This is a genomic window from Microbulbifer sp. MLAF003, assembly GCF_030012965.1.
Classification (GTDB): domain Bacteria; phylum Pseudomonadota; class Gammaproteobacteria; order Pseudomonadales; family Cellvibrionaceae; genus Microbulbifer; species Microbulbifer variabilis.
In genome coordinates, this window is sequence record NZ_CP120232.1 from 4202501 (window position 1) to 4223749 (window position 21249).

Sequence of the window (21249 nt, forward strand, 5' to 3'; positions counted from 1 at the left end):
AATTTTTAAACAACTCAGTTGAGCGCTCGGCTCTAACTGCGGGACGCGTATTCTACACATCCAGGCTGCTGAATCAAGTGATTTTTTGCAGCTTTTTTCGGTGATTTGAACTGCTCAAAGTGCTTTTCAAATCCCGGCAAGGTTGTTTCCGCCCTTGCTTGAAGTGGTGCGCATTATAGCGACCTCTCCGTGCTTGGCAAGCTCTTTTTGAAGAAATTTTCTTAAGAAAATCAATTACTTGGAGCTGACCCCTCACTGCTGTCTCAAGCAGCGAGGGCGCGAACTATACGGATTACTGTGCTTCTGTGCAAGACTTTTTTTCGGCTGTTGCACAGCCCTCTTTTTTGGGGGAGTTATGAGGCCGCATCCGACCTCCCGACGATCACACTCCGTGTTAGTTCGCACTCCCGCATAACAATACTAAGGTCAGCGAGGAGAATCCCAAGCGGAATTATTTGAGACTAGCGCTGCTCCTTATCTTTCGCTTTCACGCTGTCACTTTCTACCGCCCCACTTGCCGGCTTGGGATGAAGAAGGCCCCATAACCACATAGACGGACCCGATAAGGTGTAGAGCACAGCCAGGGTCAGCAATACTCCAGCAGGGTCAATAGTCACCAGGCTGAAAATAAGAATTACAGCCAACATCATTACAAAAGGCACCCTGCCCTTGAAATCGAGCCCCTTAAAGCTCGTGTAGTGGAAATTGGAGACCATCAACAAACCGGCAGCTGCAGTCACAAGCGCCGCAATAATTGCCAGCGCAGGGCCGACCTCAACATCGTGACCAGACCAGACCATACTGGCTACGATAGCTGCGGCGGTGGGGCTGGCAAGGCCAATAAATACCCCTTTATCTACGGTATCCACCTGGGTATTAAAGCGGGCCAGACGCAGGGCGGCACAAGCCGCGTATAAAAAAGCAATTGCCCAGCCAAACTTCCCCAGGGTTTTCAACGCCCAGCTAAACGCAACCAGTGCCGGCGCCAAACCAAAAGACACCATGTCGGAAAGGGAGTCGTATTGCACACCAAAGGCGCTCTGGGTATCAGTTAGGCGCGCTACACGCCCATCCAGGCCGTCAAGTACCATAGCGACAAAAATGGCGATGGCCGCAGCTTCAAAATTACCATCCATTCCAGCGACAATTGCGTAAAAGCCACTAAAAAGTGCACCGGTGGTAATCAGGTTAGGTAGCAGATAAACGCCACGGGCACGAACTTTTTTACCGTTTGCCGCAACCTCTTCCTCAATATGCTCATCGACAGGTAGACGAATTTCTTCGCCCGCTGCATTCATTGAGTCCGCGGGTTTCTTTTCATCCCCTTGAAGGCTCATAGATTCTCCGTTAATGCATTTTGCAGCCAGCGAGTGTACGCCATTGCCAAGTGCGCGCACAGGGCAAAAAAACGGCGGGTATCCCCGCCGTTTTTTCTGTGATGTATCGATCAGTTATTGCCTTCAGTCCGATCGATAATCTTGTTTGCCTTAATCCAGGGCATCATTGCACGCAATTTGGCACCTACCTGTTCAATTTCATGTTCAGAACCAATTCGGCGCTCAGCTTTCAGTCGTGGCTGCCCAGCTAGAGATTCAAGCATAAAGTCTTTAGCAAACTTGCCGGTCTGAATATCTTTCAGCACACGCTTCATTTCAGCCTTGGTTTCGTCAGTTACGATGCGTGGACCAGTTACATAATCACCATACTCAGCGGTATTCGAAATAGAATAGCGCATGTCCGCTATTCCGCCCTGATACATCAGGTCAACGATCAACTTGAGTTCATGCAGGCATTCAAAATAGGCCATTTCAGGCGCATAACCCGCTTCAACCAGAGTTTCAAAACCTGCAGTTACCAAAGCAGAAACACCTCCACAGAGCACAGCCTGTTCACCAAACAGATCCGTTTCGGTCTCCTCGCGGAAGTTGGTTTCAATAATCCCTGAGCGGCCACCACCATTTGCAGACGCATAGGAAAGGGCGAGCTCTTTGGCTTTACCCGATGCATCCTGATATACAGCAATTAAGGTCGGAACGCCGCCGCCTTCAAGATAGGTAGAACGCACGGTGTGGCCCGGGCCCTTGGGGGCAACCATAATTACATCGACATCCGCCGGCGGTTCAATGAGTTCAAAATGCACATTAAAACCATGCGCAAAAGCGAGAGCGGCACCCGACTTAAGGTTTGGAGCCACTTGCTCTTTATAGATGTTGGCCTGGTACTCATCCGGTGCCAGAATCATAACCACGTCTGCATCTCTAACCGCATCTGCCACTTCAGCTACACGCAGCCCGGCACTTTCTGCCTTAGCCCAAGAACCGGAACCCGCACGCAGACCTACAACTACATTGGTCACGCCGGAATCCTGAAGATTATTGGCGTGAGCGTGGCCCTGGGAACCATAACCGATAATCGCTACATTTTTTTCGCGAATTAAAGAGAGATCACAATCTTTATCGTAATAAACATGCATTGCTAAATTCCTGTTTCCTGCCATCTATACACTTAAAACTTTTTCACCCCGGGCGATTCCGGATACTCCTGAGCGGACAACTTCCATAATCGTGTGCTCGCCGAGTGCCTGAAGAAATGCATCGAGCTTTTCACTGGTACCGGCCACCTGTACGGTGTACATATTGCTGGTGACGTCCACAATCTGGCCGCGGAAGATATCCACACTGCGCTTTACCTCATCGCGCTGGGCGCCATTCGCACGCACCTTCACCATCAGTAATTCACGCTCAATGTGAGACCCCTCCGTCAGGTCCACCAGTTTCACCACATCAATCAACTTGTTCAGGTTTTTGGTTATCTGCTCAATCTTGTGATCATCACCAATGGTCACCATGGTAAGGCGCGATAGGGTGGCATCTTCTGTCGGTGCCACCGTTAGGCTTTCAATGTTGTAGCCACGTTGGGAAAACAGCCCTACTACACGAGACAAGGCGCCCGGTTCATTTTCCATCAGTACCGAAATAATTCTTCGCATTGCCCTGCCCCCTAGGTCCGCTCGGTTTTGCTCAGCCACATGTCACGCATAGAGCCGTTTGGCATGACCTGCATCGGGTACACGTGCTCAGATGGGTCGACATAGACATCGATAAATACCGTGCGATTTTTTTCTGCAAAAGCTTCCTGCAGTTTTCCATGCAGTTCATCTCGGTGCTCAATCTTGACCCCGAGGTGACCGTAAGCTTCGGCAAGCTTTACAAAGTCCGGAAGAGATTCCTCGTAGACGCTGTTGGAGAGGCGTCCCTCGTACTGCATTTCCTGCCACTGCTTCACCATGCCGAGGGCCTGGTTGTTAAGGCAGAGGATTTTGACCGGTAAATGGTATTGAGTAGCGGTGGACAGCTCCTGGATACACATCTGGATACTGCCCTCCCCTGTTACGCACACTACCTCTTTATCCGGGTGGGCAATTTTCACCCCCAGAGCTGCGGGCAAACCAAAACCCATGGTGCCGAGACCACCGGAATTAATCCATCGGCGCGGCTTATCGAAGTGATAATACTGGGCAGCAAACATCTGGTGCTGGCCTACATCCGAGGTAACGTAAGCATCGCCCTCGGTAATATCGTATACCGCGCGAATTACGTCTTGCGGCATAATCAGTGCACCGTCGGTTTGGTAACGCGGCGCCGTGTAGAGACCGTGACGCTCACGCCAATCGTCGATCTGGCGCCACCAGTCCACTATTGCCGACTGGTCCGGTTGCTCATCGCCAGATTTAAGGGTGTCCAGCATCTCGGACAGCACCGATTGCACAGTGCCAACAATAGGAATATCGGCAACGATGGTCTTTGAAATGGAGGCCGGATCAACATCGATATGAATAATCTTGGCACCGGGGCAGAATTTACTCGGGGTATTGGTGACGCGATCATCGAAGCGCGCTCCCACCGCCAGGATCACATCTGCATGGTGCATAGCGGTATTGGCTTCAAAAGTGCCGTGCATTCCCAGCATGCCCAGGAAGCGCTTATCACTACCTGGGTAAGCTCCCAGCCCCATCAATGTGTTGGTCACGGGAAAATTCAATCGACGGGCCAATTCAGTAAGCAGCTCCGAACCTCCGCCCTGAACTACGCCACCACCGGCATAGATCACCGGTCGACGCGCCGACAACAGCAGCGCCACCGCTTTGCGTATCTGCCCACCATGTCCTTTGCCTGCCGGGGTATAGGAGCGCATGCGCAACTTTTCAGGATACTGATAAGGGTATCGTTCTGCCGGGTTAGTCACATCCTTGGGCACATCAACCACGACGGGGCCAGGGCGACCTGTATTGGCAATATAAAAGGCCTTCTTGATAATTTCGGGAATGTTTTCAGCGTTCTTAACCAGGAAACTATGTTTCACAATCGGACGCGAACAGCCGACCATATCAGTTTCCTGAAACGCATCTTCGCCGATCTTGTCAGATGTAACCTGACCTGAAATCACCACCATGGGAATTGAATCCATATAGGCGGTCGCAATCCCGGTGATCGCATTGGTTGCACCCGGACCAGAAGTCACAAGTACCACACCCACCTTGCCTGTCGAGCGGGCGTAGCCATCCGCGGCATGAGTCGCACCCTGCTCGTGGCGCACCAGAATGTGCTTTATCGACTTCTGCCTGAAAATAGCATCATATATATGCAGTGCCGAGCCGCCTGGGTAGCCGAAAATCAGATCTACCCCTTCATCCTGCAGCGCGCGAACCAACATATCGCCGCCGGAAAGTAATTCCACTTGAGTCTCCTCAGTTTTCTTGCTTGGTAGGACAGACATCACCAAGAAGCCATGAATCCACCATATAACGAGAATGCTAAATGGCGATTATAAAAGAAAATGGTGACAAATATCAGCCTGTTGCGTGTTTGCATGCCGATTTTTAGGATGAAATCATCGCGCACAGCAAAACACCCAGCCGAAACCAGACACAACCGTGTCCAAGTTGCAGGCTAGCAGGCCTCCAGGGGTAGGGAGAGCCTCTCGACGGAAATGTGATGGAAGGGTAATCCACCTGAAAATCAGCGTCTGGACCGCGAGTCTGCGGTGACTACTACTCGCCGAGGAAACTTTCGATTGTGCCAACTGCTCCCTTGCTGTCAATAGGCGTGACTGAAAGTGTTAAGAGGGTTGCAGGAAAAACCCCTGACGCAGTTACAATGTGGCCAGTAAGGAAAGATAAGACCAAGAGGGGTACTCCAATGCGCATCGCTCTCGCAATGCTAATTTCCAGCCTGGCGCTAACAGCACAGGCCAGCGGCATCTACAAATGGGTGGACGAAAATGGGGTCGTGCATTTCGGCGAGCAGCCACCTAGCAGTACCGAAGTAGAGGTAATCAAGAAACCTAAATCAGAGCGTTACAAGCAGTGGGAAGCGGAGCAACAAGCGACCCGAGCTGCGAAAGAAGCAAAAACCACCAAACCTGCAATTGAAACTCAGCCTCAAGGCCAGCCCACTCCTCAACAACCTTCAGAAGTAGACGAGCAGGTTGCCCGTGCCCAAGCAGCCGCACGCGCGCAACGCTGTCAAAATTCGCAGGATAACTTAAAGGCGCTGACCAGCCATGCACGCGTTAGGGAAGTCGACGAGAACGGCAATCACCGCGTGCTCGGTGAGGATGAGAGGCAGCAACGTATTAACCAAGAACAAAAGAGCATTCGCGAGAACTGCTAATTCCCGCGAATAATTGCCGCTACAGCTCTTTATAGGGAGTATCGTTGAACTGCTCCAGGCTGTAGCGTTCGGTGTAGTATCCTGGCTCGAAAAGCCTTTCCGTTCGAGGCACTGTGACTCTGGAAATACTTAACTGCTTCACGAGGTAGGGGCCATCCTGATCGGCATCGCGGATCATGAGGCCATAAAAGTCGAAGGGTATCCAGTGGCGTCCTGGAGGAAGCTGCAGGGCGTTCTGGGTTGTGCCAATAGATGACTGCTCATCATTATAAAGGGAGGCGCGGAAATAAAAGCGGCCCTGCTCAAGGATTTCCACCTCAGCCTCGATAAGCAGATTGCCCTCGGAGGTCAATGAATCCCTTAGGTTCCCGGTATAGCTCCCGGTATCCTCCGACAGAGTAAAAGCGGCTGCATCACGCAGACCGTCAATATCCGTATCCACAATGATTTTGTAGATGCCAGCTGGCAGAGGCTGCCCCTGATAGGAGCCAGCCTCCATTTCCACCTCGTAAATTAAATCACCATTTGTATCGCTAAATGTCAGGGTTCCCACTACCTGCTGATCGTCCAGAACCATTAGCGCGGTCAGATCTGCGGGCACCTTAGCCCCGTCGCTGTCAGTCTGAAAGGCATAAGCTCTCAGCACTTCACCATAGGAATAGAATTTTCTTTCAGTCCACAGTGTTAATGCATCACCATTGTCACTATGAGTGGTGCGCTGATCTGGCGCATGGGTCTGGGTGATTGGATCCTGAGAGGGGTTCTTGATAGCGCGGTTCTCCGGTGGGTAACGGTGGAACTTTGCTAGATCAGATAGCAGGGACTGATGTAATTCAGTTTTTACTGGACGCGCCTGAATTTCTTGCCAAACTTTGATGGACTCATCATCAACCAGCTCTTCCTTTTCCACCTGAGACTCTTTTATCTCCACCTGTTTAGGAAGGGACGGAAAAACTGTTTTAGCTTCAGCAGCAACCGCGGTGGGCAGGTCCCCACTATTCCCCACTCGCCAGAAAAAAATGGCAGCGGCAATAAATAGGACACTGACAACTAAGGCTGTACGCCTCTTGTTACGTTGTTTACTGCTGACGGACATCTACTCGCTCCTGACAAATATTTATTGAGTACAAGCTGCGATACGACCGGCACTATTTTTACCCACACCACAATCCAGGCCATCGGGGATACCATCGTAGCCTGGAGACATGATACCGCCATTGCGCTGGGCGTCATGGTCAACATGAATGCTGGCGAGGTTATAGGAGCGCGCAGTACCTTTGTTGTCGTTATTGCATGAGAAAGTCGCACTACCATAGGCAATACCCATAAAGGTGTCGTATTGCTTCAGGTTGGACCAGAGATTACGTTTACCAGAGCCAGCGCAGTTCATCTGCGAAGCAAGGTTAATATAACCATCATCTTCACCATTCAGCAGGGCTGAGGAAGCACTCTCTACGCCTGGGAAAGTGGCGTAGCCACCAATCGTATAAACAGGTGCTCCCAGATTAGTGCCCACGTAGTTACGCACTGTATAGATGTCATTGGTCTGCATATAGCGTACTGCAGAACACTCCCTGCCTAGGAAAAGATCATTGATAACATCGTCATACCAGGAGCCATTACAAATACGATCCACACCCTCAGTGCCGGTGATCGCACCTCCGGTGGTGAAAATCGCCGCTACACCACTAATCGCAGTGTCGAAATCAACTTCAATCGCATTACTATCACTGAGTCCGGCCACTCGTACTTCTTCAGTCACCTTTTTACAGCTGGTGCTGCCATACCAGGTGGTCGAGCATTTTTTAACCTCTTGCATCTCAGTGTTGGTATCGTACTGCTTATAAGCACGATTATAGTAAGGAGAGCCCACCACAGCATTCCCGGCTATATACATCATTTGTGCAGCGCCCTGGCTATGGGAAACAATCCAGAAAGTATCATTGGCAGCACATTGGTTACCGTGCTCGAAGCGATCACCTTCCCCATTACGTATCTGAATAATTTGACGGGCAATTTCCCCGGAAGTCTGATCGTGCCAATAAGGCAATTCACCTTCATCGGTGGAGTTGTAGCCTACCACACCGTAATTACCGCCATTCGCTACCAGCTGGTCTATAAAACTGCTGTTTTTATACTCGTCAAAGTAGGTTTCACTCCAATAGTCCAGTGCTGGCTGCACTAAACTCCCATCAGCTTTGACGCTGGTTGTGTGCCCTTCAACTCCATGTCCGTGGACCAGGATATAGCAGTTCTCAGCTACCGCTGAAGAAGCGCCCATCATCGCAGCGAAAAAAACAGACAGGCCTGCGCCCAGTCGTTTAGACAGTGTCATTGTTATTAGCCTTTATAGTTTTATAAGTAGAAATTTATGACTGCAGGGTTTCGTGAATTTTTCTCTACTTTTCGCTGCAGACCCCTGCACGTTAGCCGCAGACGCTGGGCTGGTAATAGGATTAATGGCGCCAGAAGATGACCAAGCACGCCACCTGACGCGACCGACTCGTCATATTCCGCATTTTTATTTTCGTTGTTTAGGACGCCTTTGCTATGATCCTGCCAACGCCACCCGGACGGCAAAGAGTCATGAGAGACCAAAATAAAAATAAGTCCGGCCATGCCGGCGTGCCCAAAATATTTGCCCCCTACTTTGTAGTCGCTGCCGCCAGGCTCGGAATTCCAACCGAGACCCTGATCAAGCGCCTGCCATTTGCATTCAGTTGGAATCCTCGCGAAAGCGAGCGGCTCAGCTATAGCGAATTCAATGCCCTAGTGAATAACCTGGTAGCGCTTTCTCCAGTCTCCTCACCGGGACTCAGCTTTAGCCGATTTCCAATCATTCTGTGGCTTGAGGAAACCATCATTGAGGCACAGCCATCTCTACGGCGCCCGCGGGAAATTCTGCGTCCCGCCGAAATTGTGCTGTCACAAACCCTGGCCCCCCTACTGCGTTTTGAAACACGAACAGAAACAGATTCAGAAATTCTTACCCTGAACTGGCGCCAAGAGTTATTCAGTGATTCTGTAAATGCATTTATCGCAGAAATGTTGATGACCCGCGCTGTGGAGTTATTACGCACCTTGAACCCCCAGTTCGCTGAAGTTCGCGGTGCAAAACTGCGCAGGACAAAACCAGAAGACGACACTATCTATACCCGTATTTTCCAATGCCCGGTCGAATTCGGCAGCAGGGAAAACTCCATTATCCTGGGACCACAAACCCTGGACTTTCCTATTCCCAGCTACCACAAGCTACTACGCAGCCAGAGCCGCAATATTTTGAAAACCGTATTACACAGTACTTTGTCGAGCTACAACCTAGCTGCGAGCCTGCGTTCCTGGCTGGAAAAACACCTGCTGAGCGAAGAGATCACGATCAAGCAAGCAGCCGCCCATTTCCGTACCAGCGGTCGTACCCTGCAGCGGAGATTGCGTGAACAGGGGGTAACTTTTCAACAGCTAAAAGATAGTGTCACCCTAGCTCTCACCAAGCGCCTGTTGTTATCCAGCAGCGAATCAGTAGAGAGCATTGCGGTTAAACTGCACTTTGCCGAACGTGCAGTATTTACCCGGTTTTTAAAAAGCACGAAGGTGTTACTCCCAGCGAATTCAGGCGCAGTAATACTTCAGGGGACACGCTTAATGCGTGAAACCATTTATCGAGCTACCCTTTAATAACTCCAACAGCCTCCGCCTTTGCTCGATAATCCCGCCCCAGATAAAGGTACATGGCTGGTACCACAAATAGGGTAAATAGAGTACCGATAGTCATTCCGGTCGCGACTACTAACCCCATTGCAAAGCGGGCTCCTCCACCTGGGCCTGAAGCAATTAATAGGGGAACCATAGCTAGAACCAATGATGCCGTAGTCATCAATACCGGCCGCAGTCGAATAGAGGTAGCCTCTTCAATAGCCGTACGCTTGTCCATCCCCTCCATCTGTAATTTATTGGCAAATTCCACAATTAATATACCGTGCTTGGAAATAACCCCGATCAAAGTGACCAAGCCCACCTGGGTATAAATATTCAATGTAGTAAGTCCCAGGCTGACAAAGATCATTGCCCCACAAACACTCATAGGCACAGTAACCAACATAATCAGTGGGTCACGCCAGGACTCAAATTGTGCTGCCAATACCAGATAAATAACAACGAGTGCAAAGAAAAAAGTCACTACTAAGTCCGAGCCCTCTGTCTTAAATTGACGGGACTGGCCCGAGTAATCCACCGAATACTCCTCTGGTAATATTTCCTGAGCAGCGTTATCCAAAACCGATAAAGCCTCCCCCAGGGTGACCCCCGGGCGTGGCACTCCGGAAATAGTCACAGCATTGAGCTGCTGAAAACGTTTTAGCTGCTGTGGCTCTACTGTTTCCTTAAGGCGGACCAGTGTACTAACCGGAACCAGGTCACCATTAACCGCCCGGATATAATACTGCCCCAGCTGTTCTGCAGTGAGACGATCAATCCGCTCCACCTGAGGAATTACTTTATAACTGCGATTATCCAAGGAAAAGCGATTGATATAGGCACCTGATAACATGGCCCCCAGATCGCGCCCAAGGTCCACCATTTCTACACCCATAGTGGCAGCCTTATCCCTGTCTATTTCAACCACAATCTTTGGTTTATCTATCTTCAGGTCTGAATCGAGAAAAATAAATTTTCTGCTTTCGAGAGCTTGCGTCATTATTTCACTGGCAACAGACGCAAGGTTTTCCATTGGCTCAGTGGCACCGATCACGAATTCCACCGGTAATTGTCCCCCCGCAGTGGGCAAGCTCGGCGGCACTACAACAGCAACTTTCAAGCCCGCAATTTGCGCTACATCCTTACTAATCAGTTCCTGCATTTGCTCAGTATCTTTATCGCGCTTTTCCCATGAACCAAGTACAAAACCTGCAGTGGCATTATTGACTCCGCTACTAAAAGTGCCGGCCCCATTAAGCAGAAAAATATTCTCGACCTCACTGTAACTCTCGGCAATATCCACCAATTCCCCACTGAATTGCTCTACATAATCCAGAGTTGCATAGGCATCGGCAGTGGAAATAGTGAGCACAAGACCACGATCCTCTGTTGGCTCCAATTCTCGCGGTGAAGTAACGAATAGAAAGTAACAGCTTGCCAAAACAATTAAGCCAAATACCAAAATCACTCCGCGTTCTTCCAGAGAGTTATGCAAACGCTTTTCAAATCCTTTTTGTAAATGCCCAAATTGTCGCTCTAACCAAGCTTCCAAGCGAGTCCCACCTCCATCCCTGGGCTTTAATATTCTCGAAGCCATCATTGGTGATAGTGTGAGTGCCACAACTCCAGACAAAAGCACGGCACCGGCAAGGGAAAAAGCAAATTCAATAAATAGAGTGCCAGTCAGCCCTCCAAGAAAACCTATAGGGATATAAACAGCAATCAGTGTGGTGGTCATAGCAACTACTGGCCAGGCCAGTTCACGTGCGCCAACGATAGCCGCCTCCCTTGGCGATAATCCCTCCTCTATATGCCGGTGGACATTTTCTAGAACGATAATGGCATCATCCACCACTATTCCTATAGCCAGAACCATACTGAGAAGCGTCAATAAGTTGATGGAAAAACCCATCAACAACATGAGAAACATTGCTCCTACCAAAGATAGGGGCAGAGCCACTGCTGGAATCAAAACACTGCGTAAGGAACCAAGAAACAAATAGATCACCACGATAACAATGATGACAGCCTCAATGATGGTCTCCACCACTTCAGTAATCGAATCCTGAATATACTCCGTGCTGTCATAGGGAATTTCTCCTAGCATCCCCTCCGGCAGTTGCGGAAAAATCTCACCTTCAAGCTTCTTTCTAACTCGCTTAATAACATCAAGAGTGTTTGCATTGGGCGCAACCTCCACTGCAATAAAGGTGGCCGACTGCCCGTTAAAGGTCACCGAACTGTCATAGGATTCTGCACCTAATTCTATTTCTGCCACGTCCCCAAGGCGCACCAGCTGGTCACCGGATGCACGTACCACCAACTGACGAAAGTCTATTTGTTTGGCTATATCCGTATCCGCTCGAATTTCCATGGCAACCCGCGAACCCTTAGTCGCACCCACTGCAGAGAGAACATTGTTATCCCGCAAGGCATTGGCAATATCTGCCGGGGTTACCTCAAGTGCTGCCATTTCCCTGGGTTTTAGCCAGGCGCGCATGGCAAAAGTGCTATCACCGAGTAATCTAGCACGCTGCACCCCGGCAATAGTGGCCAGCTTTGGCTGCACTACCCGAGTCAAATAATCGGTGATCTGGTTATTGGCAAGAATATTTGAGGAAAATGACAGATACATTGCCGCCGTAGTTTCCCCCTGCTGCATCTCCACACTGGAGTCTTCCGACTCATCAGGGAGATCGCTACGCAGTTTGTTCACCTTGGCAACTATCTGGGTCAAAACCTCATTAGGGTCAAAATCAAAGCGCACATAGGCATTGATGGTAGAAAGTCCCTGCACACTGGTAGACACCATATAGTCAATGCCATCTGCAGTGGCAATTTCCTGTTCCAAGGGCGTGGTGATAAACCCCTGGACTAGGTCGGAATCAGCACCCACATATACGGTAGTCACTGTGATGACCGCATTTTCCAGTTTGGGGTATTGGCGCACATTCAACTCGGCAATTGAACGCAACCCCAACAGAAAAATAAAAAGACTGACCACACAAGCCAGTACCGGTTTACGAATAAAAATCTCAGTAAAATTCACCGCTGCTCTCGGAGGGAATCAACTGTTGCCAGGTTTTGGATGTAAATTTTCCGGCGGTTTATTTTCGTTGTTAATATTGGCCCGTTTACCATTGCGAAGTTTTAGCAAACCACTACTAGCGATAATATCTCCCTCTTGAAGTCCCTGCACAATTTCCACCATATCTCCGCGCTCCTCACCCGTCTTCACAAAGCGCTTATTCGCGATTAACTCTCCGCTTGCATCATCTTTTTCCAAAACAAAAACTGACACCCCATAAGGTGCAAAAACCAAAGATGTTCGCGGTACGGCCAAAACCCGTCGACTCGCATCAATTTCTACTGAGACTTGGGCAAACATACCCGGGCGCAAGTGTTTTCTTGGATTGTCTAGGGTTGCCTGAATAAGGAAATTACGGCTGGCATTATCTACGCGAGGGTCAACAGCGGTGATTTTCCCACGATAGGTATTACCGGGGAATGCATCTGTAGTCAGGTAAATCGGCAACCCTGCCTTAACCATTGAATATTTTTGCTCAGGCAGAGAAAAGTCCACAAAGATAGGATTCAGCTGTTGCAGGGAAACTACCGCCTCACCGGGGCTGACATTTTCACCCAAGTCAATACGGCGAATACCGAGCACACCACTGAAAGGTGCCACCACACGGCGCTGATCAACCCTAGCTCGCTGTACTTGAATATTGGCAATTACCTGATCCAAAGTACTCTGAGCACTATCCAGATCTGCTTCAGTAGTAACTCCACGCTTGGTTAAGGTTTTAATACGGACATAATTGCGCCGTGCAAGACGTAACTCTGCATCCAGCACCTGTAACTGAGCTTTTTCCGGTTCAGCAAAAATTTCTACCAGAAGATCTCCACCATGCACAAATTGTCCTGACTTAAAATGAATGGCGCTGACGACACCCTCAGCCTCAGTAGTGACTTCGACGCCATTTACCGCGCGAACTGTTCCAACTCCACTCAGATCCTCACGCCAGTTCTGGATTTGTGCAGTGGCGGAGGTGACGGTAGCCACCGGTAGAGACATGGTGTCGAGAAACTGATTCATCATGTAGCGGCCAAAAAACTTATAAGCAAAAATACCGCCAAACAATAGTAAGCATCCCAGCAGCATTAATACCATGCGTTTACTGATAATGTACCCCCGATCACTCAACAGAAAATGCCATAGATCGATGAGTCAGGAGAATTCAGGCGAGAACAACCCCGATCTTTATCGGACCACAAAGTTTAGTTTATAAAGAAAATACGATAAGTGCCCCTAGGCCCTCGCCTCATGGCACGCGAAAACAGCCTAAGAGAATTTAAAGAGGAGAAAAGACGTCAGGCTGCACGGTAAGTATGTGGCGCCAGCTATCGCTGGCGCCATCGCGATCAAATAACTAATGAAAGACGGCCTTATCACCCTCAACATCAGCGTGAATGGTAGCACCGGGCGCAAATTTTCCAGCCAATACATCCTGTGCCAGGGGATTTTCCAGCCACATCTGGATAGCTCGCTTGAGTGGACGCGCACCGTAAACCGGGTCAAAACCAACTTCCGCCAGTTTATCCAGTAGCGCCTCGGATACCTCCAGCTTCAAGTCACGCTCGCTGAGGCGGCGACATAGTTGCCTCAGCTGAATCTCCGCAATAGAACGTACTTCCCCTTTGTCGAGAGGGTGGAAAACCACAACCTCATCGATACGGTTGATGAACTCTGGACGGAAATGATTGCTAACCACCTCCATCACTGCATTTTTCATCTGGCGATAGCGAATCTCCGCATCCAGGTCGTCGCCATTTTCAGCCGTTGCATACTTCTGTATTAGGTCAGAACCCAGGTTGGAGGTCATCACCACCACAGTGTTGCGAAAATCCACAGTGCGGCCCTGACCATCGGTCAGGCGACCATCATCAAGGACCTGAAGAAGAATATTAAATACATCCGGATGAGCCTTCTCCACCTCGTCTAGCAGAACCACCGAATAAGGCTTGCGACGCACCGCCTCGGTTAAATATCCGCCCTCTTCATAACCAACATAACCTGGAGGCGCACCAATCAAGCGTGCGACGGAGTGTTTCTCCATAAACTCCGACATATCAATCCGCACCATCGCATCCTCTGTATCGAATAGAAATTGCGCCAGCGCTTTACAGAGTTCGGTTTTACCCACCCCGGTAGGCCCTAAGAACAAGAAGGAACCATTCGGGCGATTGGGATCCGCCAAGCCCGCGCGGGATCGGCGAACCGCATTGGCGACAGCATCTACCGCTTCAGCTTGTCCAATAACCCGTTTATGCAGCGCATCCTCCATGCGCAACAGTTTTTCCCGTTCGCCCTCCAGCATTTTCGAAACTGGAATACCTGTCCAGCGTGAAACCACTTCAGCCACTTCTTCATCGGTAACCCGGTTGCGTAGCAGGCGCGGCTCTTCTGCTGCCTCATGGGTAGCAGCAGACTTTAGCTGTTGTTCAAGTTGTGGAATCACGCCGTACTGCAATTCCGACATACGCGTTAAATCACCGGCACGTCGTGCAGACTCCATATCCAGCTTGGCCTGCTCTAGCTTTTCCTTAAGGTCGTGACTACCTGCGAGCTGGGCTTTTTCCGCTTTCCACACCTCCTCCAAGTCGGAGTATTCTTTCTCCAGTTGAAGAATTTCTTCCTCCAGCTTTGCCAGGCGCTTTTTAGTGGCCTCATCGCCCTTGTCTTTTTTGACCGCCTCACGCTCGATCTTAAGCTGGATCAGACGGCGCTCAAGCTTATCCATCGCCTCCGGCTTGGAATCAATTTCCATACGTATACGACTTGCCGCTTCATCTATTAAATCGATCGCCTTGTCTGGTAACTGGCGATCGGTGATATAGCGCTGGGATAATTTGGTCGCGGCAATAATTGCAGAGTCAGTAATATCGACACCATGATGCACCTCATAGCGTTCTTTCAGGCCACGAAGAATTGCAATGGTATCTTCCTCTGTAGGCTCATCCACCAATACTTTCTGGAAACGGCGCTCAAGCGCCGCATCTTTTTCAATGTATTGACGGTATTCATCCAGGGTGGTGGCGCCGACACAATGCAGCTCACCACGAGCCAGTGCCGGCTTGAGCATATTACCGGCATCCATGGCGCCCTCTGCCTTTCCAGCGCCAACCATGGTGTGCAACTCATCAATAAATAAAATAATACGCCCTTCCTGCTTGGATAGCTCATTCAGGACGGCCTTGAGGCGTTCCTCAAACTCCCCGCGAAATTTGGCTCCCGCAAGCAGTGCACCCAAGTCCAGGGAAAGCAGGCGCTTGTCCTTCAGGCCCTCAGGTACTTCGCCATTTACAATACGCTGTGCAAGCCCCTCCACAATGGCCGTTTTCCCTACTCCAGGCTCACCAATCAATACCGGGTTGTTCTTGGTGCGGCGCTGTAACACCTGGATAGTTCGACGAATTTCATCATCGCGCCCAATTACTGGGTCAAGCTTGCCAGCCAGTGCACGCTCCGTCAGGTCGAGAGTATATTTATCCAGCGCTTGGCGCGCCTCCTCCGCATTGGGATCATCCACTTTTTCATCGCCACGCACTTTCTGAATCGCCGCCTCTAACTGTTTCTTGTCGCCATTAGCATTGAGAATTTTAGAAATTTCCCCTGCAGCGGAGTCGAAAGCTGCAAGTAAGACCGTTTCACTGGATATAAATGTATCGCCATTTTGTTGCGCCTTTTTATCGGTTAGGTTCATCAGGCGCATCAGTTCCTGAGACATGCCCACATCCCCAGTTGGGGAGCTGATAGTTGGCAGATTATCCAGTCTCTTGGCCAAGTCATTGCGCAGGCCATTTAAGTTAAAACCGGCCTGGGATAAAAATGCCGGGACACTGCCATTATTCTGGTTGAGTAGTGCAAGAATTAAATGTTCCGGATAAATCTGGTTGTGGTCCCGTCCCACAGCCATGGATTGTGCATCAGCAAAAGCTGCTTGCAGTGGGTTTGTCATCCGATCAATTCGCATGAATACAACCTCTCCTACTTAGGGATCTTATATAGCTTTGCGTCAATAACACCCGGTTGGCGTTACGCATTCAGTGTAGTGTTGGCTATTAAAATAGGGGCGAGGGAAAGGTTTTCAATGATTTAAATCAAACAGCAAGAAGTTTCGATTAACTTCCTAAGGGGGAGTAATTATTTCTTTGTAAACTCGGCATTTGTCAGTCGGTACCCCTTGAAAAGAACCTAGCGCACCCTCATATTAGCCAGCCCAATAATTAGCTGCACCTTAGGTTATGAGCAGCATTAATTATCCGCCAGCCAGATTAGTGAGGCCATACGCCCGGTAGTCTTCTCCCTACGATAGGAATAGAAGTATTCAGGTTCTTTCACCGTGCAGCGCTCACCACCGTAGATATGCCCGACACCAAGCCCCTTTAGCTCAGCCCGAGCCAAACCATAAATATCCGCAAGAAAATGTAATGGCTTTTTTACATGAGGTTGAAAGCAGCGGGCAATAGCCTCGGTATGCTCACCACCCTGGGCATTTTCAAAAAAGGCCTCCAGGACATCCACCCCAGTCTCAAAGGCCTCAGGACCAATCGCAGGCCCCAGCCACACCAATAGCTCTGCGGGGTCGCAATCCAAGGCAGTTATCGTATTGCGTAAAATGCCTCCAGCCAGCCCGCGCCAACCTGCATGGGCCGCTGCCACTCGGGTGCCTGCTTTGTCACAGATAAGTACGGGAAGGCAGTCGGCGGTGAGCACCGCACAAACAATTTCACTTTTCAGGCTAAAGCTGGCATCGGCAGTCCGCACAAGCCCATCCCCCTGAGCATCTACCACCCTGTCGCTGTGGATTTGTTCAAGCCATTGTGGTTCACCCGGCAACTCCAGCTGATCACACAGTAGCCCGCGGTTAGCCAAAACTGCTGACTCACTGTCACCAACATGCGCTGCAAGATTAAAAGAGGTATGGGGCCCCGAACTATACCCACCTGATCGCAAGGTAGAGAATGCTCTCACCCTGGCAGGGGCCGGCCATACTGGACTCAGGTAATGATCACTGGACATGGTATATCTGCTCTGCCTGGGCAATAGGAGCCGAACTCTAAGGCCCCGACTCCTGTTCTAGTGGAAGTTTGTGCTGCTACTGACCTAGTAAGTATTCTGTTCAAGTAGGTCGAGTAGGGCCAGCATATCCTCAGGCATAGAGGCGCGCCAGTGCATTTCCTCACCCGACTGGGGATGGATGAGTGCGAGCTCCGCCGCGTGCAGGGCCTGTCGGGGAAAGCCCTGTAAGGCGCCAATCAGCTCAGTGGGCGCCTCTGGTGGCAACTTTGGCCTACCCCCATATAGCGGGTCACCCACCAGTGGGTGACGAATATGAGCCATATGCACCCGGATTTGATGGGTGCGTCCAGTTTCCAGCTTGCAACGCAATAGTGTATGCACCCGGAAACGTTGCTGAATTTGGTAATGGGTAATGGCCTCCTTGCCACCAAAGTCCAGCACAGCCATTTTCAGGCGGTTTTGCCGGTGGCGTCCTATTGCAGCATCGACACGCCCCGCACCGGTAATTATTCCTTGCACCAAAGCATCATATTGACGACTGACCGTTCTTTGTTTTAGCTGGTCTACAAGGCTAGCTTGCGCCAACAGGGTCTTGGCCACGACCATCAAGCCACTAGTGTCCTTGTCGAGACGATGCACGATCCCCGCCCGGGGAATCCTCTCCTGAGAGGGACAGTGATGCAAAAGACCGTTTAACAGGGTGCCATCGGGATTTCCGGCAGCCGGATGTACTACCATCCCTGCAGGCTTATTGATGACCATAAGGCTGTCATCTTCATAAACAATGCTCAGATCCATGGGTTCGGCGCTCCAGGCGCCTTGAACCTCAAGTTCAGCGTGAAGACTAAGCCGCTCACCGCCAAATAGCTTATCCTTGGGCTTGGCAGGGGCACCATTTACGGTGAGTTGACCGCCCTTAATCCAAGATTGCAAACGCGCACGGGAGTAATCGGGAATTAATTCGGCTGCTATCTGGTCTAATCTTCGACCAGCCAAATTGGCCGGAACTTCAATATCGAGGTTTAGGTGGTCATTCATTAAACAATTGCAAATACTTTGGGCAGCACCGCGACTGTGGTTAAATGTCCGACGCGCCAGATTAATCTTGGCGGGTAGTTTAATAAGGTAGAGTGTAAGAATGATAGAGCGAAGGGCTATGCAGACCTGGAAAATGCTGTGGCTGGCCTTGGTGTCCGCAATATTGGTTGCCTGCGCCAGCACTGACGACTCAGAAGAGGGCTTGCCTAGCGGCAACCGTACAGAGCAGGCCTTCTACGAGGCAGCGCAACGGCAGCTGCGCACCAGCCAGTGGGACCTGGCGATCAAGAACCTGCGCGCCCTGGAAGATAACTTCCCTTTCGGCAACTATGCGGAACAGGCCCAGTTGGAGCTAATCTACGCCTACTACCGCAATTATGAGAACGATGCGGCTATCGCCGCCGCAGATCGCTTTATCCGCCTTCATCCCCAGCATCGCAATGTCGATTACGCCTACTATATGAAGGGGCTATCTTCCTTTACCGAGGGCACCGGACTGTTCGAGCGCTTTATGCCGACAGACCTGACCAACCGCGACCCCGGCTCTGCACGTGAGTCCTTCGCCTATTTCTCACAGCTGATGGCCCGTTATCCGGAGAGCCGCTACGCCGCAGATGCGCAAAAACGCATGATTCATCTGCGCAATCTGCTGGCTCGCTATGAAATCCATGTAGCCAACTATTATTTCAAGCGTGGAGCCTACCTCGCAGCCGCCAACCGCGGCCGCTATGTAGTGGAAAACTTCCAGCAGACCCCTGCGGTACCGGACGCCCTTGCGGTGATGGTACAGGGGTATAACCTCATGGAGATGCCGGAGTTAGAGGCCAACGCCTTGAGCGTTATGCGCAACAACTACCCAGATCACCCAGCCTTTAATGAAGATGGCTCCTTTAACTACAACTTCTACAAGGGTGCTAGTGGCCGTAGCTTGGTGCATCGGGTAACCCTGGGCCTTTTCGAGAAATCAGACCCAGAGGGCTTTGATAGCCGCGAAATGTACAACCCCGAATACAATCGTGGAGAGGCCCCCTACCTCCAGAGCTGCTGTAGGTATGCTCCACAACTAAGAACGGCGCCAATCGGCGCCGTTTTACTTTCTAAAACAAGTTATTCGCCGGCCTTCCAGCCATTCGTGATTGGATAGCGACGATCCCGCCCAAAGCCTCGCTCCGAGATCCGTACCCCCACAGCAGCCTGACGGCGCTTGTACTCATTGCGTGCTACAAGGCGCACAACCCGCTCAACTTCACTCCGTTGGAAACCACGACGGATGATTTCCTCAGCACTGAAATCCTGATCGACATACAGATTGAGAATCTGATCCAGGACTTCATAAGGAGGTAGGCTGTCTGAGTCTATCTGATCTGGTGCCAGCTCTGCACTGGGTGGGCGCGTGATCACTGTCTCTGGTATCACCTCTGATACCGTATTTCGATAGCGAGAAAGCTCAAATACCAGCACCTTGGGCACGTCTTTCAGAGCATTAAAGCCCCCAACCATATCGCCATACAGCGTCGCATACCCAACGGCCATCTCACTCTTATTGCCGGTAGTCAGCACCATGGCTCCCTTCTTATTGGAAATGGCCATCAGCAGCACACCGCGGGAGCGAGCCTGCAGGTTTTCCTCCGTGGTATCTCTCTCACTACCGGCAAACTCTTCCGATAAAGCCCCCATAAACGCGTCGAAAATAGGCTCAATACCGATCTCTCGGTAATGCACCCCAAGGCGCTGGGCCTGATCGGCAGCATCATTCTTACTGAGATCAGAAGTGTAATGGAAAGGCATCATAACCGCTTCCACTCGCTCTTTACCTAAGGCATCCACTGCCACCGCCAGAGTCAGCGCTGAATCAATCCCCCCGAGAGCCCCAGTACCACGCCATTAAAGCCATTTTTATTGACGTAATCCCGCACTCCAAGTACCAAGGCCTGATAGACTGCTGCCAGATCATCCAGGGGGGGCATTATCTCCTGGTAGTAATGTAACCCTTCCACTTTGTTCGGAGACCGACACCGGCAATAGCTGCTCCGCAAACTCCTCAGCCCTGGCGCAGACTTCTCCCCGACAATCTATAGCTATTGAGCCACCATCAAACACCAGTTCATCCTGGCCACCGCACCAGTTCACGTATACGATTGGGACCTGCGCCACACGCGCCTGTTTGGAAAGCAACTCCAAGCGTTGCTGGGCTTTGCCACGATGAAAAGGAGACGCATTGATATTCAGCATCACTTTTGCACCTGCCTCAACAGCCTGCTGAATCGGTTCAGGGTGCCAAATATCCTCACAGATACTGACCCCAACAGGTATACCCTCAATTTCAACGACACATGGCTTATCGCCCTTGGTGAAATAGCGTTTCTCATCAAATACTTGGTAGTTGGGTAACTTTTGCTTGGCATATTCCGCAACAATTTCGCCCTGACTAACCAGGCCCGCCATATTAAATATCTTTCCATCCCGGTATCGCGGATAACCTACCAAGATGGCACAGGGCAGCTGGGCCGTTTTCAGTTGTTCCAGCGCAGCCTCAATGCGTATCTGCATGCTGGGGCGCAGAAGTAAATCCTCTGGTGAATAGCCGCATAAGGTCAGCTCCGGAAATAGGACCAGATCGGCCCCAAGCTCTCGATGAGCCTTACGTGCCACCTCAATCACATTTGCGGTGTTGCCGGGAATATCCCCTACGAGAGAATTGATTTGTGCCAGCACTAGCTGCAAAGTAGACATTATTAAACCTCGGACAATACAGGCCGC

Annotated in this window: 14 protein-coding genes and 1 pseudogene; 3 read left to right on the plus strand and 12 right to left on the minus strand. The window is 50.6% G+C overall.

Going from position 1 to position 21249, the window contains the following annotated elements; genetic code table 11:
• Positions 1–461: 461 nt before the first annotated feature.
• From pssA to P3339_RS20115, 4 genes are all read right to left on the minus strand, one after another.
• Positions 462–1337, minus strand: a complete 876-nt coding sequence (gene pssA, locus P3339_RS20100; RefSeq protein ID WP_020411466.1) for a CDP-diacylglycerol--serine O-phosphatidyltransferase — start codon at positions 1335–1337, stop codon at positions 462–464.
• A 110-nt stretch (positions 1338–1447) separates the two neighbouring features.
• Positions 1448–2473, minus strand: a complete 1026-nt coding sequence (gene ilvC / locus P3339_RS20105; RefSeq protein ID WP_282951706.1) for a ketol-acid reductoisomerase — start codon at positions 2471–2473, stop codon at positions 1448–1450.
• Between the two features lie 24 nt (positions 2474–2497).
• Entirely contained in the window at positions 2498–2989 is a 492-nt protein-coding gene (ilvN, locus tag P3339_RS20110; RefSeq protein WP_020411464.1) for an acetolactate synthase small subunit, read from the minus strand.
• Positions 2990–3000: 11 nt separating this feature from the next.
• Positions 3001–4737: an acetolactate synthase 3 large subunit gene (locus tag P3339_RS20115; protein ID WP_282951707.1), complete on the minus strand. Its 1737-nt coding sequence runs from the start codon at positions 4735–4737 to the stop codon at positions 3001–3003.
• A 338-nt stretch (positions 4738–5075) separates the two neighbouring features.
• Between P3339_RS20115 and P3339_RS20120 the strand changes: the two genes are divergently transcribed.
• Positions 5076–5672, plus strand: coding sequence for a DUF4124 domain-containing protein (locus P3339_RS20120; protein ID WP_282951708.1), 597 nt, complete (start codon positions 5076–5078; stop codon positions 5670–5672).
• A gap of 19 nt (positions 5673–5691) precedes the next feature.
• Here P3339_RS20120 and P3339_RS20125 read toward each other — a convergent pair whose 3' ends face one another.
• The gene (locus P3339_RS20125) at positions 5692–6768 is read right to left on the minus strand and encodes a hypothetical protein (RefSeq protein ID WP_282951709.1); all 1077 of its coding nucleotides are present in this window, start codon (positions 6766–6768) and stop codon (positions 5692–5694) included.
• Positions 6769–6789: 21 nt separating this feature from the next.
• On the minus strand, positions 6790–8007 hold the full coding sequence (locus tag P3339_RS20130) for a hypothetical protein (RefSeq protein ID WP_282951710.1): 1218 nt from the start codon (positions 8005–8007) through the stop codon (positions 6790–6792).
• Positions 8008–8258: 251 nt separating this feature from the next.
• Between P3339_RS20130 and P3339_RS20135 the strand changes: the two genes are divergently transcribed.
• On the plus strand, positions 8259–9347 hold the full coding sequence (locus P3339_RS20135; RefSeq protein ID WP_282951711.1) for an AraC family transcriptional regulator ligand-binding domain-containing protein: 1089 nt from the start codon (positions 8259–8261) through the stop codon (positions 9345–9347).
• On the opposite strand, the gene P3339_RS20140 is transcribed toward P3339_RS20135, so the two are convergent.
• The 5 genes from P3339_RS20140 to rluD all read right to left on the minus strand — a co-directional run bounded on the left by P3339_RS20140 (position 9337) and on the right by rluD (position 18489).
• Complete coding sequence (locus P3339_RS20140) at positions 9337–12414, minus strand: efflux RND transporter permease subunit (protein WP_282951712.1); 3078 nt, start codon at positions 12412–12414, stop codon at positions 9337–9339. The genes P3339_RS20135 and P3339_RS20140 overlap by 11 nt on opposite strands.
• A gap of 18 nt (positions 12415–12432) precedes the next feature.
• The gene (locus P3339_RS20145; RefSeq protein ID WP_282951713.1) at positions 12433–13572 is read right to left on the minus strand and encodes an efflux RND transporter periplasmic adaptor subunit; all 1140 of its coding nucleotides are present in this window, start codon (positions 13570–13572) and stop codon (positions 12433–12435) included.
• 226 nt (positions 13573–13798) lie between these two features.
• A complete protein-coding gene (gene clpB / locus P3339_RS20150; RefSeq protein ID WP_020411456.1) occupies positions 13799–16402 on the minus strand; it encodes an ATP-dependent chaperone ClpB in 2604 nt (867 codons plus the stop codon).
• A 281-nt stretch (positions 16403–16683) separates the two neighbouring features.
• On the minus strand, positions 16684–17451 hold the full coding sequence (gene pgeF / locus P3339_RS20155; protein WP_020411455.1) for a peptidoglycan editing factor PgeF: 768 nt from the start codon (positions 17449–17451) through the stop codon (positions 16684–16686).
• Positions 17452–17535: 84 nt separating this feature from the next.
• Positions 17536–18489: a 23S rRNA pseudouridine(1911/1915/1917) synthase RluD gene (gene rluD, locus P3339_RS20160; RefSeq protein WP_020411454.1), complete on the minus strand. Its 954-nt coding sequence runs from the start codon at positions 18487–18489 to the stop codon at positions 17536–17538.
• 100 nt (positions 18490–18589) lie between these two features.
• On the opposite strand from rluD, the gene P3339_RS20165 reads away from it, so the two are divergent.
• Positions 18590–19633 (plus strand): outer membrane protein assembly factor BamD, encoded by a 1044-nt coding sequence (locus P3339_RS20165; protein WP_282951714.1) that lies wholly within the window; start codon positions 18590–18592, stop codon positions 19631–19633.
• On the opposite strand, the pseudogene P3339_RS20170 reads toward P3339_RS20165, so the two are convergent.
• Positions 19597–21222 (minus strand): annotated as a pseudogene (locus tag P3339_RS20170) (NAD+ synthase). The gene P3339_RS20165 and the pseudogene P3339_RS20170 sit on opposite strands and share 37 nt — an antisense overlap.
• Positions 21223–21249 lie beyond the last annotated feature (27 nt).